Origin of the sequence: Kitasatospora sp. NPDC056273 (assembly GCF_042268845.1) — a bacterium.
Taxonomy (GTDB): Bacteria; Actinomycetota; Actinomycetes; order Streptomycetales; family Streptomycetaceae; genus Kitasatospora.
The window spans coordinates 1-14,366 of the sequence record NZ_JBHJSJ010000066.1 but is presented as its reverse complement, the minus strand read 5'-3'; the positions used below and the strand labels follow the sequence as shown (position 1 = coordinate 14,366).

Annotated in this window: 12 protein-coding genes and 5 tRNA genes; 5 read left to right on the top strand and 12 right to left on the bottom strand. The window is 72.1% G+C overall.

All coding sequences use genetic code 11. The annotated features are described in order from the left end of the window. Positions 1-215 precede the first annotated feature (215 nt). Positions 216-908, top strand: a complete 693-nt coding sequence (gene cofC / locus ACFCY1_RS36075; protein ID WP_375877279.1) for a 2-phospho-L-lactate guanylyltransferase — start codon at positions 216-218, stop codon at positions 906-908. Between the two features lie 85 nt (positions 909-993). Further along, positions 994-1,215 carry a hypothetical protein gene (locus ACFCY1_RS36070; protein ID WP_030257846.1) on the top strand — a complete coding sequence of 74 codons (222 nt, stop codon included), beginning with the start codon at positions 994-996 and terminating at the stop codon, positions 1,213-1,215. Between the two features lie 236 nt (positions 1,216-1,451). Here ACFCY1_RS36070 and ACFCY1_RS36065 read toward each other — a convergent pair whose 3' ends face one another. The 12 genes from ACFCY1_RS36065 to ACFCY1_RS36010 all read right to left on the bottom strand — a co-directional run bounded on the left by ACFCY1_RS36065 (position 1,452) and on the right by ACFCY1_RS36010 (position 8,846). Further along, complete coding sequence (locus ACFCY1_RS36065; protein ID WP_049659168.1) at positions 1,452-2,213, bottom strand: HU family DNA-binding protein; 762 nt, start codon at positions 2,211-2,213, stop codon at positions 1,452-1,454. A gap of 133 nt (positions 2,214-2,346) precedes the next feature. Then, a complete protein-coding gene (locus tag ACFCY1_RS36060; protein ID WP_369808362.1) occupies positions 2,347-2,694 on the bottom strand; it encodes a hypothetical protein in 348 nt (115 codons plus the stop codon). A 182-nt stretch (positions 2,695-2,876) separates the two neighbouring features. Further along, positions 2,877-3,473 carry a 3-isopropylmalate dehydratase small subunit gene (gene leuD, locus ACFCY1_RS36055; protein WP_049659169.1) on the bottom strand — a complete coding sequence of 199 codons (597 nt, stop codon included), beginning with the start codon at positions 3,471-3,473 and terminating at the stop codon, positions 2,877-2,879. A gap of 3 nt (positions 3,474-3,476) precedes the next feature. After that, a complete protein-coding gene (gene leuC, locus ACFCY1_RS36050; protein WP_375877278.1) occupies positions 3,477-4,901 on the bottom strand; it encodes a 3-isopropylmalate dehydratase large subunit in 1,425 nt (474 codons plus the stop codon). 399 nt (positions 4,902-5,300) lie between these two features. Continuing rightward, positions 5,301-5,375 (bottom strand) — tRNA-Gln (locus ACFCY1_RS36045). Between the two features lie 49 nt (positions 5,376-5,424). Next, a tRNA-Glu gene (locus tag ACFCY1_RS36040) sits at positions 5,425-5,497 on the bottom strand. Positions 5,498-5,523: 26 nt separating this feature from the next. Further along, positions 5,524-5,596, bottom strand: a tRNA-Glu gene (locus ACFCY1_RS36035). 27 nt (positions 5,597-5,623) lie between these two features. Beyond that, positions 5,624-5,696: transfer RNA gene (locus ACFCY1_RS36030), tRNA-Glu, on the bottom strand. A 36-nt stretch (positions 5,697-5,732) separates the two neighbouring features. After that, positions 5,733-5,804: transfer RNA gene (locus tag ACFCY1_RS36025), tRNA-Gln, on the bottom strand. A gap of 287 nt (positions 5,805-6,091) precedes the next feature. After that, entirely contained in the window at positions 6,092-7,591 is a 1,500-nt protein-coding gene (gene gltX / locus ACFCY1_RS36020; RefSeq protein ID WP_049658606.1) for a glutamate--tRNA ligase, read from the bottom strand. Then, a complete protein-coding gene (locus ACFCY1_RS36015; protein WP_375877277.1) occupies positions 7,584-8,384 on the bottom strand; it encodes a fumarylacetoacetate hydrolase family protein in 801 nt (266 codons plus the stop codon). Before ACFCY1_RS36015 ends, gltX begins: the two co-directional genes overlap by 8 nt. A 243-nt stretch (positions 8,385-8,627) precedes the next feature. Beyond that, positions 8,628-8,846 carry a hypothetical protein gene (locus ACFCY1_RS36010; protein WP_049658602.1) on the bottom strand — a complete coding sequence of 73 codons (219 nt, stop codon included), beginning with the start codon at positions 8,844-8,846 and terminating at the stop codon, positions 8,628-8,630. A gap of 638 nt (positions 8,847-9,484) precedes the next feature. Here ACFCY1_RS36010 and ACFCY1_RS36005 point away from each other — a divergent pair. The 3 genes from ACFCY1_RS36005 to ACFCY1_RS35995 all read left to right on the top strand — a co-directional run bounded on the left by ACFCY1_RS36005 (position 9,485) and on the right by ACFCY1_RS35995 (position 14,316). After that, positions 9,485-13,306 (top strand): nitrate- and nitrite sensing domain-containing protein, encoded by a 3,822-nt coding sequence (locus ACFCY1_RS36005; RefSeq protein ID WP_375877276.1) that lies wholly within the window; start codon positions 9,485-9,487, stop codon positions 13,304-13,306. Positions 13,307-13,316: 10 nt separating this feature from the next. Continuing rightward, complete coding sequence (locus tag ACFCY1_RS36000) at positions 13,317-13,730, top strand: roadblock/LC7 domain-containing protein (protein WP_030248297.1); 414 nt, start codon at positions 13,317-13,319, stop codon at positions 13,728-13,730. A 160-nt stretch (positions 13,731-13,890) separates the two neighbouring features. Then, the gene (locus tag ACFCY1_RS35995; protein WP_049658630.1) at positions 13,891-14,316 is read left to right on the top strand and encodes a DUF742 domain-containing protein; all 426 of its coding nucleotides are present in this window, start codon (positions 13,891-13,893) and stop codon (positions 14,314-14,316) included. Positions 14,317-14,366 lie beyond the last annotated feature (50 nt).

Genomic DNA, 14,366 nt, shown 5'->3' with positions numbered 1-14,366 from the left:
GCTCCTTCTCATCCGATGCGGCACGGATTACCGCGGTCATGGTGTCCCGGTGCCGCGCACCGCTTCCGCCGGTGCCCGGGCCACGGGCGCGGAACAGTGTCGCCCGCCCGCTCACCGGCTGTCGAGCAACCGCGCCAACCCGCCCGGCGGGCGTGATCAAACGCACGTCCGCACAGCTCGAACGGCCTGGCGAGGGCTCCGGGACCGGCGCCAGAATGACGCCGGTGACCCAGGACACCGTACGCCCCAGTGAGCCCGTCGCGCCCCCCGCACCCACGGCCGGCTGGTCGCTGGTGCTCCCGCTCAAGCCGCTCGCCCTGGCGAAGAGCAGACTGGCCCCGTACGCCGGGCCGCACCGGGCCGACCTGGCGCTGTCCTTCGCCCTGGACACCGTCGCCGCCGCCCTGGCCACCCCGGACGTCGACCGGGTCCTGGTGGTCACCCGCGACGCCGAGGCCGGCGCCCGGCTGGCCGCGCTCGGCGCCCTGGTGGTCGCCGACGAGCCCGGCGGCGGCCTCAACCGGGCCCTGGCGCACGGCGCCACGGCCGCCCTGGCCCTGGCCCCGCGGGCCCCGCTGGCGGCGCTCTCGGCGGACCTCCCCGCGCTGCGCCCGGCCGAACTGGCCCGGGTGCTGGGCGCGGTGCCGCCGGACGGCCGGGCCTTCCTGCCGGACTCCCCCGGCCTCGGCACCACCCTGCTCGCCTGCGCGCCCGGCCGTCCGCTCTCCCCCGCCTTCGGGGACGGCTCACGGGCCCGGCACGCGGCTGGCGGAGCGCTCGAACTGCGCCTGCCGGACGTGGAGTCGGTGCGCCGGGACGTGGACACCGGGACGGACCTCGGCGAGGCCGCGGCGCTCGGCCTCGGCCCGCACACCAGCGCGCTGTTCGCCCGCCTGAGCCTGCGCTGAGCCCGTCCCGGCCCCTCCGGAGCCCGCCCGGCCCGGCGCCGACCTGCTCCCCGGCCCGGGCGGGGCCGCTCGCTATGCTGCACGCATGCAGGCCACCGCGTTCACCTTCGACCCCGCCACCCGGGCCGGCTCCGTGCTGCTCGACGACGGGACCCCGGTGCCGTTCGACGCGGCCGCCTTCGACGCCGGCGGCCTGCGGCTGCTGCGCCCCGGACAGCGGGTGCGGATCCGCACCGAGGGCACCGGCGAGGCCCGCCGGGTGGTCTTCGTGACGCTCCAGACCTTCCCCGACCCCGCCGAGGGCTGACGGCCCCGTCGGGCTCCGCCGAGGCCCGCGGAACCTTCGGGCCCGACCGGCCCCGCCGGGGACCGGCCCGCACCCCGCCACCCCGCTCGGAACCGCCCCCTGCCGACGCACGCCGCGGATTCCTGACTAAGCGCCCGGAAATCGAAAGAGCCGCGGCGACCGGTCTCCGCGAATTCACGGGAGGGGGGGTGCCGCGGCTCTGGGCCGAAGGCCGTCCGAAGACGGTCGCGCGGGACTTACTTGGCAGAGGTCTTGCGCGCGGTGGTCTTGCGGGTGGCGGTCTTCTTCGCCGGCGCCGTCTTCTTGGCGGTGGCGGCCGCCTTCTTGGCGGTGGCCGTGGTCTTCTTGGCGGCGGCCGTGGTGGTCGCCTTCTTCGCGGCGGCCGTCTTCTTGGTGGCGGCGGCCTTGGTCGCGGTCGCCGTCGCCTTCTTGGCGGCGGTGGTCTTCGCGGCCGTCGTCTTCGCGGCGGTGGTCTTCGCGGCGGACTTCTTGGCGGTCGCCGTGGTCTTCTTGGCGGCGGCCGTGGTGGTCGCCTTCTTGGCGGCGGCCGTGGTCGCCGTCTTCTTGGCGGCGGCCTTCTTGGCGGCCGGGGCGGCGGCAGCGGCGGCGGCGCGCTTGGTGGCGGCACGCTTGGCGGCCGGGGTGGCGGCCACGCCGCTCTTGCCCGGGGTGAGGGAGCCCTTGGGGGCCTTCTTCACCGAGGGGCCTTCCTTCGGCAGCTTCTTGCTGCCGCTGACCAGGTCCTTGAAGCCCTGGCCCGGACGGAAGCGCGGGACCGAGGTCTTCTTGACCTTGACGCGCTCGCCGGTCTGCGGGTTGCGGGCGAAGCGCGCGGAGCGCTCCACCTTCTCGAAGGTGCCGAACCCGGTCACCGAGACCCGGTCACCGGCCACAACGGCACGGACCATGGTGTCGAGCACTGCGTCGACGGCCTCTGCGGCAGCCTTGCGACCGCCCAGCTGCTCGGCCACCGCTTCGACAAGCTGAGCCTTGTTCACGTCTTCCCCTTCGGAAACGGGCGCCGGATGATTCCATCCGTTCTTTTCGCACGTTAGGTATGTATCTGCGGACTTTCAATTACCAAACGCGCGAATCACCCTAGTGTCGCAATGGATTTGCGCGTCGGCGACCTCAGTCGAGCGGCGGGGGCCCCTCGTCGAGGTCATGTACAAAGCGACTCAACCGCCTTGCCGCCTCCGGAAGATCGCGCTTGGCGGTCTCGGTGACGATGAGGAGTTGACGGGTGAGAGCGGTCTTTGCATCGGCAGACACGTTCAGCGCATGCACGCGGGCGTGAGCTTGCTTCAACCGCTCGGCCACAAGCGCGTAGAGCGCTACGACTTCCTGGTCGTCCGGCCCCTCAGCTGGTGCGGAGGTGACGTCCGGCCGGTCGTCAATTCGGCGTTCGGATGGCCGGCCCATGGAGTCCTCAGTCGCGGGTTCGCCGCCCGCGTACGGAGGTTCATGGTGCCGGTGCATGTACTGATTGTGCCATCTACCCGCAGTTGTACTTGCGCGGGCCCCTCTTCCGCAAAGCCAAATGGGCAATCCGGGGCGGGCCCCGGCGCTAACTCGTGCTCCGGAACGACGGATGGCCCGGCCCCCCCGAGGGGGGCACGGGCCACGCGGTGGATCGTCAGAATGCTTGTTCTGAGGGGAACTCAGGCGACCGGCAGAGTACGGGGCTTGAAGGCCGGACGGGTCTCCTCGAAGGCCGCGATGTCGGCCTCGTTCCGCAGCGTGATGCTGATGTCGTCCAGCCCGTTGAGCAGCCGCCACCGGACGTTGTCGTCCAGTTCGAAGGCCGCCGTGACGCCTTCGGCCCGTACTTCGCGCGCCTCCAGGTCGACGGTGATCTCGGCCGAAGGGTCACTCTCCGTGAGCGCCCAGAGCCGTTCCACGGTCTCCTGCGGCAGGACGACCGTCAGCAGGCCGTTCTTCAGGGAGTTGCCCCGGAAGATGTCGGCGAAGCGCGAGGAGATGACCGCGTGGAAGCCGTAGTTCTGGAGCGCCCAGACGGCGTGCTCCCGGGAGGAGCCGGTGCCGAACTCGGGACCGGCCACCAGGACCGTGGCGCCCTGCCGCTCGGGCCGGTTGAGGATGAACGACTCGTCCTTGCGCCAGGCTTCGAACAGGCCGCCCTCGAAACCGGATCGGGTGACCTTCTTGAGCCAGTGGGCGGGGATGATCTGGTCGGTGTCCACGTTGCTGCGGCGCAGCGGGACGGCCCGGCCGGTGTGGGTGGTGAACTTCTCCATGGCTCAGGCCTCCACGGGAGCGACGTCGGCGGTCAGGTCGGAGGGGGCCGCGAGGCGGCCCAGCACGGCGGTCGCGGCGGCGACCTGCGGGGAGACCAGGTGGGTGCGGCCGCCCTTGCCCTGCCGGCCCTCGAAGTTGCGGTTCGAGGTGGAGGCGCAGCGCTCCCCCGGGGCGAGCTGGTCGGGGTTCATGCCCAGGCACATCGAGCAGCCCGCGTGGCGCCACTCGGCGCCGGCCGCGGTGAACACCTTGTCCAGCCCCTCCTCGACGGCCTGGAGCGCGACCCGGACGGACCCGGGGACGACCAGCATCCGTACGCCGTCGGCGATCCGGCGGCCCTCGACGACGGCCGCGGCGGCCCGCAGGTCCTCGATCCGGCCGTTGGTGCAGGAGCCGACGAAGACGGCGTCGACCTTGACCTCGCGCAGCGGGGTGCCGGCCTCCAGGCCCATGTACGTCAGGGCGTTCTCGGCGGCCAGGCGCTCCTGCGGGTCGGCGAAGGAGGCCGGGTCCGGCACGTTCGAGCCCAGCGGGGCGCCCTGGCCCGGGTTGGTGCCCCAGGTGACGAAGGGGGTCAGCTCGCTCGCGTCGATGAAGATCTCGTGGTCGAAGACCGCGTCCTCGTCGGTGCCCAGGGTCCGCCAGTACGCGACGGCGGCGTCCCAGTCCTCGCCCTGCGGGGCGTGCGGGCGGCCCTGGAGGTACGCGAAGGTCGTGTCGTCCGGGGCGATCATGCCGGCCCGGGCGCCGGCCTCGATCGACATGTTGCAGACGGTCATCCGGGCCTCCATGGAGAGGCTCCGGATCGCCGAACCGCGGTACTCCAGGACGTAGCCCTGGCCGCCGCCGGTGCCGATCTTCGCGATGACGGCCAGGATCAGGTCCTTGGCGGTGACGCCCTCGGGCAGGTCGCCCTCGACGGTGACCGCCATGGTCCGGAACGGCGCCAGCGGCAGGGTCTGGGTGGCCAGCACGTGCTCGACCTGGCTGGTGCCGATGCCGAACGCCAGCGCGCCGAAGGCGCCGTGGGTCGAGGTGTGGGAGTCGCCGCAGACCACGGTCATGCCGGGCTGGGTCAGGCCGAGCTGCGGGCCGACGACGTGCACGACGCCCTGTTCGACGTCGCCGAGCGAGTGGATCCGGACGCCGAACTCGGCGGCGTTCCTGCGCAGGGTCTCCAGCTGCACCTTGGAGACCGGGTCGGCGATCGGCTTGTCGATGTCGAGGGTGGGGGTGTTGTGGTCCTCGGTGGCGATCGTCAGGTCGGTGCGGCGGACCGTACGGCCGGCCAGCCGCAGCCCGTCGAAGGCCTGCGGGCTGGTGACCTCGTGGAGCAGGTGGAGGTCGATGAAGAGGAGGTCGGGTTCGCCCTCCGCGCGCCGCACGACGTGGTCGTCCCAGACCTTCTCTGCGAGTGTCCGTCCCATCGGATTCCCTCCAGCCGGCCGCGTTGCCGGCCTTCTCGTGTCGTCGAGGTCAAAGCGTGTGCGCCGCCCTGAGACTCCCGGGCCGCTCCCGTCCAGAGTGGCGCTTTTCGCCGGAGATTGAACTTGCGTCTCGCGGAGTGAGATCGCGGTCTTAGCGCATGGACAGTGCGCGACCCCCCGTCCGCCCCCCGTCCGCCCCCGGCCGGCCGGGCCCTGCGAAGGCTCGGCGGAGGCTCCGCGAGGGCGGCCCGGAGGAGCCTGCGGAGACCCCCGGGAAGAGTCGCGCGGAAGCCTCACGGAACGCCGAAAGGGCCCCACCCGGTCACGGGTGGGGCCCTTTCGGAAAGCCTTCGACGCACAACGAAAAAGACCCCGGACAACCGGGGCCTTTCCAATTTCTGGCTGGGGTACCAGGACTCGAACCTAGACTAAATGAACCAGAATCACTCGTGCTGCCAATTACACCATACCCCAACACAAAGCAAGGGCCGATGGGCGAGCCCACCGGCTTCCTGCTCTGAAGTACCCCCGACCGGATTCGAACCGGCGCTACTGCCGTGAGAGGGCAGCGTGCTAGGCCGCTACACAACGGGGGCTTCCTGGCGATCCCTTGCGGGATCCGTACCCCCGACCGGATTCGAACCGGCGCTACTGCCGTGAGAGGGCAGCGTGCTAGGCCGCTACACAACGGGGGCTTTCCAGGTGATCCCTTGCGGGATCCGTACCCCCGACCGGATTCGAACCGGCGCTACTGCCGTGAGAGGGCAGCGTGCTAGGCCGCTACACAACGGGGGCTTGATCTTCTTTTGTGTGCTGTACTCACGTACTGCGCTGGGGTACCAGGACTCGAACCTAGACTAAATGAACCAGAATCACTCGTGCTGCCAATTACACCATACCCCACCAGAGTTGAACCCCTGCGGGCCCTTCTCAGGCGTTGCGCCTCTCGGTCGGTCCCTTCCGAGGGGCTTTCGTTCCCTCGTCCGTTCCCTCCCGGGCGGCGCAGAAAGAACATTACCCGACGTCGGCCCCGGCTCCAAAATCGATAACCCCGGGCGGCCTGCGGGAGGCCTGCGGATGACCTCCGGGTACGCCGCGGGCCCGGCACGAGGCCGGGCCCGCGGCCTGCTCGGCGGCCCGTGGAGGGCCGGTCCGGCAGGGATCCGTCAGCGAGCGCCCAGGAGGGTGCCTCAGGCGGCCGGGAGGGCGTCCAGGGCGGCACGCAGCCGTCGCAGCGTCTCCGGGCGGCCCAGCAGCTCCATGGACTCGAACAGCGGCGGGGAGACCCGTCGGCCGGTGACGGCCACCCGCAGCGGCGTGAAGGCGAACTTGGGCTTGATGCCCAGCCCCTCCACCAGCGCCTCGCGCAGCGCGGCCTGGATCGGCTCCGGGGTGAAGTCCGCGAGCTCCTCCAGCGCCTTGATGCTGGCCTCCAGCACCGGGCGGGAGTCCGCGGTCAGCACCTTGGCGGCGTCGTCCGCGTCGAGGGCGAACTTCTCCGGCGCCACGAACAGGAAGCCGGCCATGTTCACGATCTCGCTCAGCACGACCATCCGCTCCTGGGTGAGCGGCGCCACCTTGGCGAGCAGGTCCAGCTGCTCGGCGGTGGGCTCGGCCGGCAGCAGCTCGGCGCCCTGGAGGAACGGCACCAGGCGGCGGACGAAGTCCTCCGGGGCCAGCCGGCGGACGTGCTCGGCGTTGATCGCCTCGCACTTCTTCAGGTCGAAGCGGGCCGGGTTGGCGTTCACCTTGGCGACGTCGAAGGCGGCGACCATCTCGTCCATGTCGAACAGGTCGCGGTCCTCGGCCAGCGACCAGCCCAGCAGGGACAGGTAGTTGAGCAGGCCCTCGCGGATGAAGCCGCGCTCGCGGTACAGGTTGAGCGAGGACTGCGGGTCGCGCTTGGAGAGCTTCTTGTTGCCCTCGCCCATCACGTACGGCAGGTGGCCGAAGCGCGGGGTGGTGCCGTCGCCGACACCGATCTCGGCGAGCGCGGCGTACAGCGCGATCTGCCGCGGGGTGGAGGACAGCAGGTCCTCGCCGCGCAGCACGTGGGTGATGCCCATCAGGGCGTCGTCCACCGGGTTGACCAGGGTGTACAGCGGGGCGCCGTTGGCCCGGACGATGCCGTAGTCCGGGACGTTCTCCGGCTCGAAGGTGAGCGTGCCGCGCACCAGGTCGTCGAAGGAGAGGGTCTTGTCGGGCATCCGGAAGCGCAGGATCGGCTCGCGCTTCTCCAGCTTGTAGACGGCGACCTGCTCCTCCGTCAGCTCGCGGCAGTGGCCGTCGTAGCCGGAGGGCTTGCCGGCCGCGCGGGCGGCCTCGCGGCGGGCGTCCAGCTCCTCGGTGGAGCAGTAGCAGTGGTAGGCGTGGCCGGCCTCGTGCAGGCGGCGGGCGACATCGGCGTAGATGTCCATCCGCTGCGACTGCCGGTACGGCGCGTCCGGACCGCCGACCTCGGGGCCCTCGTCCCAGTCCAGGCCGAGCCAGCGCATCGCGTCGAGCAGCTGGTTGTACGACTCCTCGGAGTCGCGGGCGGAGTCGGTGTCCTCGATCCGGAAGACCAGCGTGCCGCCGTTGTGGCGGGCGTAGGCCCAGTTGAACAGGGCCGTGCGGACCATGCCCACGTGGGGGTTGCCGGTCGGGGAGGGACAGAAGCGAACCCGGACGGCCGGGTCAGTGTTAGCCACGCTTGATCACCTTGTTGGTGAGAGTGCCGATGCCTTCGATGGAGACGGCGACCTCGTCGCCGACGTTGAGGGGGCCCACCCCTGCGGGCGTGCCGGTGAGGATGACGTCGCCGGGCAGCAGCGTCATGGCCTCGGAGATGTGGACGACCAGCTCGGCGACCGAGCGGATCATCAGGGAGGTGCGGCCGGTCTGGCGGAGCTCGCCGTTGACCGTGCAGGTGATCGCGAGGTCGCTCGGGTCGAGGTCGGTCTCGATCCACGGGCCCAGCGGGCAGGCCGTGTCGAAGCCCTTGGCCCGGGCCCACTGGCCCTCGCGCTGCTGGACGTCCCGGGCGGTGACGTCGTTGGCGCAGGTGTAGCCGAGGATCACCTCGGGCACCCGGTCCAGCGGCACCTCGCGGCACATCCGGCCGATCACCACGGCGAGTTCGGCCTCGTGGTGGACGTCCGAGGAGAACGGCGGGTAGGCGATGCTCTCGGTCGGGCCGATCACCGAGGTGGACGGCTTGAAGAAGGTGAGCGGGACGTCCGGGACGTCGTTGCCCAGCTCCGCCGCGTGCGCCGCGTAGTTGCGGCCGACCGCCACGATCTTGTTCGGGAGCATCGGGCTGAGCAGCCGGACGTCCTGGAAGCGGTAGCTCTCGCCGGTGGGCTGGGGCTGGCCGAACGGGTGGCCGGCCAGCGCGTGGACGACCAGCGACTCGGGCCGGGAAGGGTCGCCCTCCACTACGCCGAAGGAGACGCTGCCGGCGGCAGGGCTCCCTTCCCGGACGGAAAACCTGGCAATGCGCACGGCTGGGCTACCCCTCGCTTCGTCGGCCGCCCGGGGCGCGCCCGGGCGCTGGAGGGCTCCCGCCCGCAGTGGGCGCGGCCCCGTCAATCGGCCTCCAGGCTATCGCGTGGGGCCCCGGCTGACCGCTTTGCCCCTGTTCAGGACGGTCGGGACGGAAGCGCGCACCGCGCGACGCCGAGGGCGCCGCCGCCACCGGTGTGACGACGGCGCCCTCGGCGCGGTGCGGTGCGGTGCCGTGCGGGGTCAGTCCTGCGGGACGACGACCGGGGCGACCATCAGCTGGGTACGGCGCGGGTTGGCCGTGGCGGCCGGCAGCTCGGTGCCGTAGGTCAGGACGTCCTCGGGCTTGCGGGCACCCGGGATCGTGCTGAAGTCCTCGACCGAGGCCAGCGTCGTCCGGCGCGGGTTCGCCGTGGGGCGGCAGGACAGCGTGGACTTGGTGGCGTTCTTCGCCTGGGACATCGAGAGCACCTCGTGGTCATGGCCTGGCCGACCGCGGCGGATCGGCACCGGCCTGATGGATTCCGATTGATTCGGAGGGGTTCTGGGCAGGCTGATCGGGGCCGTGCTCCGGAGACAGCCAGGTTACGAGATCTCATTCCATAGAGACCGTGACCAAAGCTACACATTAGACTGTGATTTTGCTCACAAATTGACGAGCAAAATACAGATATCCGACATATCGTCGCTCCGGGACTTTCCGACATTCCACCCGATAAGGGGCATTCCGGAAGGTCTGTGACTCTTCCCGATCCCGGGTCTGCTTGGCATGTATCCGGCGAGTGTCCGAAAAAGGCGGTATTCCGGTCCTGTTACCGCACAGTCAGTGAGATCGCACAAGCGGTCGGTAGCGCCGGACCCCCGGTACCTGCGGCCCTTGTTGGGATTCCCCGGCTGTGCTGGAATGCGACGGACCGTGGGTAGGGAGTGGTCCACCCCGGTGCCCGCTCTCCCGGACCGGCCGGGGGGCGGATGGAAACTCGACACCGTCCAGGCCGTGGCGACGCGGCGGGACGCCCGGTCCAGAGGTTGCGACGCCAGTGCAGGGACGTTTCAAAAGGGGTAGCGGCGCCGCGGGGAACCCGGAGTCGCGCGAGCCTGTGGCAGCCCCCCAACAGGCGGCGGCCCCCGGCGGCCCGGCCGAGCCGGTGACACCCGAGGCCCTCGGGCGACCGGAGGAGGACGGGCAGGAGCGGAAGTCCGCCCGGGACAAACTCCGGACCTCGCTGACCAGGCGCCGCGCCACCGGTCTGAACCGGCTCGCGATGCGCAACTGGCGCATCCGCACCCGACTGATCGCGCTGCTCGCCCTCCCCGTGATGGTCTCGCTGGTCCTCGGTGGCCTGCGCATCCAGACCTCGATGGAGAACTCGCAGCAACTCGCCCAGATGGCCAACCTGTCCGACCTGGCCAAGAAGGCGACCAACCTCGCGGACGCGCTGCAGACCGAGCGCGACATCAGCGCCGGCCCGATCACCCACGACCCGACCGCCCCGCTGGACGACGACATCGTCGCGGCCCGCAAGTCCACCGACGACCTGAGCCGCACCTTCACCGCGTCCTCCGACAAGTTCGAGAACCTCGAACTGTCCGGCGGCAAGGCGCTGTTGCTCCAGATCCGCAAGGACCTGAACTCGATCGCGGACACCCGCAGCCTGCCGTACCAGAACAACCAGAACATCCAGTCGACGATCACCGCCTACGACGTGATCATCCGAGACCTGCTGTCCATCACCCAGGACATCGCGCTCGCGTCGAACAACAAGGACCTGGTCGTCTCCACCCGCGCGCTCCAGCAGTTCTCGCTGGCGAAGAACGCGACCTCGCAGCAGCGGGCCCTGATCAGCGCCGCGCTCGCCAACCCGAAGACCCCGGACCTCAGCCCCAGCGACGAGTCCTTCGGTATCCGTCTGCGCAGCTCGTACGACAACGCGATCGCGAGCTTCAACAACATCTACACCGCGCACGACCTGGACAACCTGCGCAGCCAGCTGAGCTACAACTCGGTGGTCGCCGACGCCGACCGCTACGCCTCCACGATCCTCACCCAGAGCGGCATCCGCCAGACCGAGGCGGTCAGCTACAAGGACTGGTACGAGAAGGCCAGCTCCAAGATCACCGCCGAGCGCCGGATCGAGTCCAAGCTCATCGAGAACCTGGACGGAAAGGCCCAGGACCTCCAGTCCCAGGCCGACGCCGACGCCCTGATCATCGGTGTCGCGGTCGCCCTGGTGCTGCTCGTCGCCCTCGGTGGCGCCGGTCTGATCGCCCGCTCGATGGTGCGCTCGCTGACCCGCCTCCAGGCCGCGGCCGAGGACGTCGCCGAGCGCCGTCTGCCCGAGCTGGTCAAGACCCTCTCCGAGGCCGACCCGCACGACGTCGACACCACGGTCGAGCCGGTCGCCGTCGACTCCACCGACGAGATCGGCCACGTGGCCCACGCGTTCGACATGGTGCACAGCGAGGCCGTCCGCCTCGCCGCCGAGCAGGCCCTCCTGCGCGGCAACATCAACGCGATGTTCACCAACCTCTCGCGCCGCAGCCAGGGCCTCATCCAGCGCCAGCTGTCGCTCATCTCCGAGCTGGAGAGCCGCGAGGCGGACCCGGACCAGCTGGCCAACCTCTTCAAGCTGGACCACCTCGCGACCCGCATGCGCCGCAACGGCGAAAACCTCCTCGTCCTCGCCGGTGAGGACCCGGGCCGCCGCTGGACCAGGCCCGTCCCGCTGGTCGACGTGCTCCGCGCCGCCGCCTCCGAGGTGGAGCAGTACGAGCGCATCGAGCTCGCCGCCGTGCCGTCGGCCGAGGTCGCCGGCCGCGTCGTCAACGACCTCGTCCACCTGCTCGCCGAGCTGCTGGAGAACGCCACCTCGTTCTCCAGCCCGCAGACCCGCGTCCGGGTCACCGGCCACGCGCTGCCGGACGGCCGCGTCCTGGTCGAGATCCACGACACCGGCATCGGCCTGAGCCCCGACGACCTCGCCGAGATCAACGAGCGCCTCGCCAACCCGCCGACGGTGGACGTCTCGGTCTCCCGCCGCATGGGCCTCTTCGTGGTCGGCCGCCTGTCCCTGCGACACGGCATCCGCATCCAGCTCCGCCCCAGCGACTCCGGCGGCACCACCGCGCTGGTCATGCTCCCGGTGGACGTCACCAATTCGGGCGACCGCCGCGGCGCCGGCCGGCCCGGCTCCGGCCAGGGCAAGCAGCAGCGCGGGGTCACCCCGACGCCGCGCCAGCAGCGCCAGGTGCCGCCCGGCCGCCAGAACGGTCCGGCCGCGCTCGGCCAGGGCGGTCCGGCCGCCGGTGCCCCGCAGGGCGGCCGTCCGCAGCTCGGCCAGGGCGGTCCGGGCGCTCCGACCGGTCCCGGTCCGCAGGGCGGCCCGGGCGCGCAGGGCGGTCCGGGTGCGCCGGGCGGTCCCGGTGCGCCGGGCGGTCCGGGTGCGTCCGGCGGCGGTCTGCCGACCCGCAAGGTCGGCCAGTCGCTGCGGGAGAACCCCGCCCCGCAGGGCGGCGGTCAGCAGGGCCAGGGCCAGCGGCCCGCCCAGCCGCAGCAGAAGCAGCAGGCCCCGCAGAAGCAGCAGAACCAGCAGGCTCCGCAGCAGGCCCAGCAGGGCGGTCTGCCGCAGCGCGCCCCGGGTCGCCAGGGCCCGCCGCAGAGCGGCCCGAACGGCCTGCCCCGCCGCGGCCGTCAGCAGCAGCCCGGCCAGCAGGGCCAGCCCGGTCAGCCGCAGCAGGGCCAGCCGCAGGCCGGTCAGTCCCAGCCCGGCCTGCCCGGCCGGCCCGGCCAGGAACGTCCGCGTCCCGCCGGCGGGTTCGACGGCGGTCCGGGTGCCCGGACCGGCGAGCAGCCGCAGCACGGCCGCCCCGGCGGTCCCGGTGGCCCCGGCGCGCCGCAGCAGGGCGCCCGTCCGGGCAACCGTCCGCAGGACGGCCTGCCGCAGCGCCGTCCGGCCCCGCAGGGCCCCGGCGCCCCCGGCCGGCCCGCCGCCCAGGGCCCGCGCGGTCCGCAGCGCCCCGGCCCGGACGCGCCGCAGCGCGACCGCCAGCCGCAGCTGCCGCCGCAGGCCCCGCAGCAGCCCCAGCCGCTGCCGTCGGCCGAGCCGGCGCCGGTGGAGAGCACCCAGCAGTTCGCCCGTCCGCGCTTCGAGGCCAGCCAGATCGACCCGCGCGACCCGCTGGGCCTCGGCCTGGTCGAGCCGGTGCTGCCGAACGTGCCGAACCCGCCGCGTCCGGAGCCGGTGCGCCAGGAGCAGGCCCCGCAGCCGCAACCGCTTCCGCTGCCGCACCAGGAGCCGATGGCGCTGCCGACCGGCCCGTCCGAGGCCGCGGGCCGACCGGGCGGCGAGGAGCAGCCCTGGTTCCCGCAGTCCGACGGCTCGCAGCAGGCGCGGCCGCGGCCGTACCAGCCGCGCCGCCCCGGCACCGCCGCACCGGAGTTCCAGCCGTCGGCCGACGAGCAGCGGGCTCCCCAGCCGGCTCCGCAGCAGCAGGCCCCGCAGCAGTCGCAGGGCCAGCCGCAGCAGAACCAGCAGCAGCCGCAGGGCCAGCCGCAGCCGGGCACCGGCGACGCGCCGTGGCGTCCGTCCGCGAACGACGAGCGCTGGCGCCGCGCCGAGCAGATCCGCGAGCCCTCGACCAGCGGTGTCACCATGTCGGGCCTGCCCCGGCGGACCCCGCAGGCCAACCTGGTCTCCGGCACCGCCGAGGCCTCGCCGCTGACCGGCCCGCAGGTCTCCCGGGCCCCCGAGGAGGTCCGCGGCCGACTGACCAACCTGCGCCGCGGCATCCAGCAGGGCCGCCGCGCCGGGGCCGAGCAGGCCGCCAACCAGGCGGGCCACCAGCATGGTGCCCAGCAGCCCGGATTCGATAGTTTCGGTGGCCGGAGCGACGGCAACGGCGCAGATCACCAGGAGCGTTGAGTTGAACCAGATGAGCCAGGCCGCACAGAACCTGAACTGGCTGATCACCAATTTCGTGGACAACACCCCCGGGGTGTCCCACACCGTGGTGGTCTCCGCGGACGGCCTCCTGCTGTGCATGTCCGAGGGCTTCCCCCGGGACCGCGCCGACCAGCTCGCCGCCGTCGCCTCCGGCCTCACCTCCCTCACCTCCGGCGCCAGCCGGATCTTCGAGGGCGGCGAGGTCAACCAGACCGTCGTCGAGATGGAACGGGGCTTCCTGTTCCTGATGGCCGTCAGCGACGGCTCCGCACTCGCCGTCCTGGCCGCGCCGGACTCCGACATCGGCCTCGTCGGCTACGAGATGGCCCTGCTCGTCGACCGCGCCGGCGCCGTCCTCACCCCCGCACTCCGCGCGGAACTCCAGGGCAGTCTCCTGCACTGACCGGGACCCGCGCGGCTCACCCACCGTCCCGACCGCGCCGGGTCCGACCCGACCGGACCCGGCGCCACACCCTCAGCTACCCTCAGGCAGCTGATCCCGCCTCAGCTGGCACCGCCCCAGCTGGAACCGGCTGCCCAAGGCTGCAGCACTAGGAGGACCCATGACCCCGCCTTCGACACCCGCCGGCCCGTACGGCAACGGGTACGGCAGCGGCTACGGCGGGCAGCAGTCCGACGGCTACGAGCAGCAGCCGCTGGTCCGCCCGTACGCGATGACCGGCGGACGGACCCGCCCCCGGTACCAGCTCGCCATCGAGGCCCTGATCTCCACGACCGGCTCGGCCGACCGGGCCGGCGGGCTGCTGCCCGAGCACGCCCGGATCGTCAGCCTCTGCCGCGAGGTCAAGTCCATCGCGGAGATCTCCGCACTGGCCGGCGTCCCGCTCGGTGTCGCCCGCATCCTCGTCGCCGACCTTGCCGAGGCCGGTCTCGTCGCCATCCACCAGCCCGCCGCCGCGGGCGAGTCGGGCGGAACGCCCGATGTCACGCTGCTCGAAAGGGTCCTCAGTGGACTTCGCAAGCTCTAACGCGGCCGCCCCCACCCGCGCCACCACCTCCGCGAAGATCGTCGTCGCGG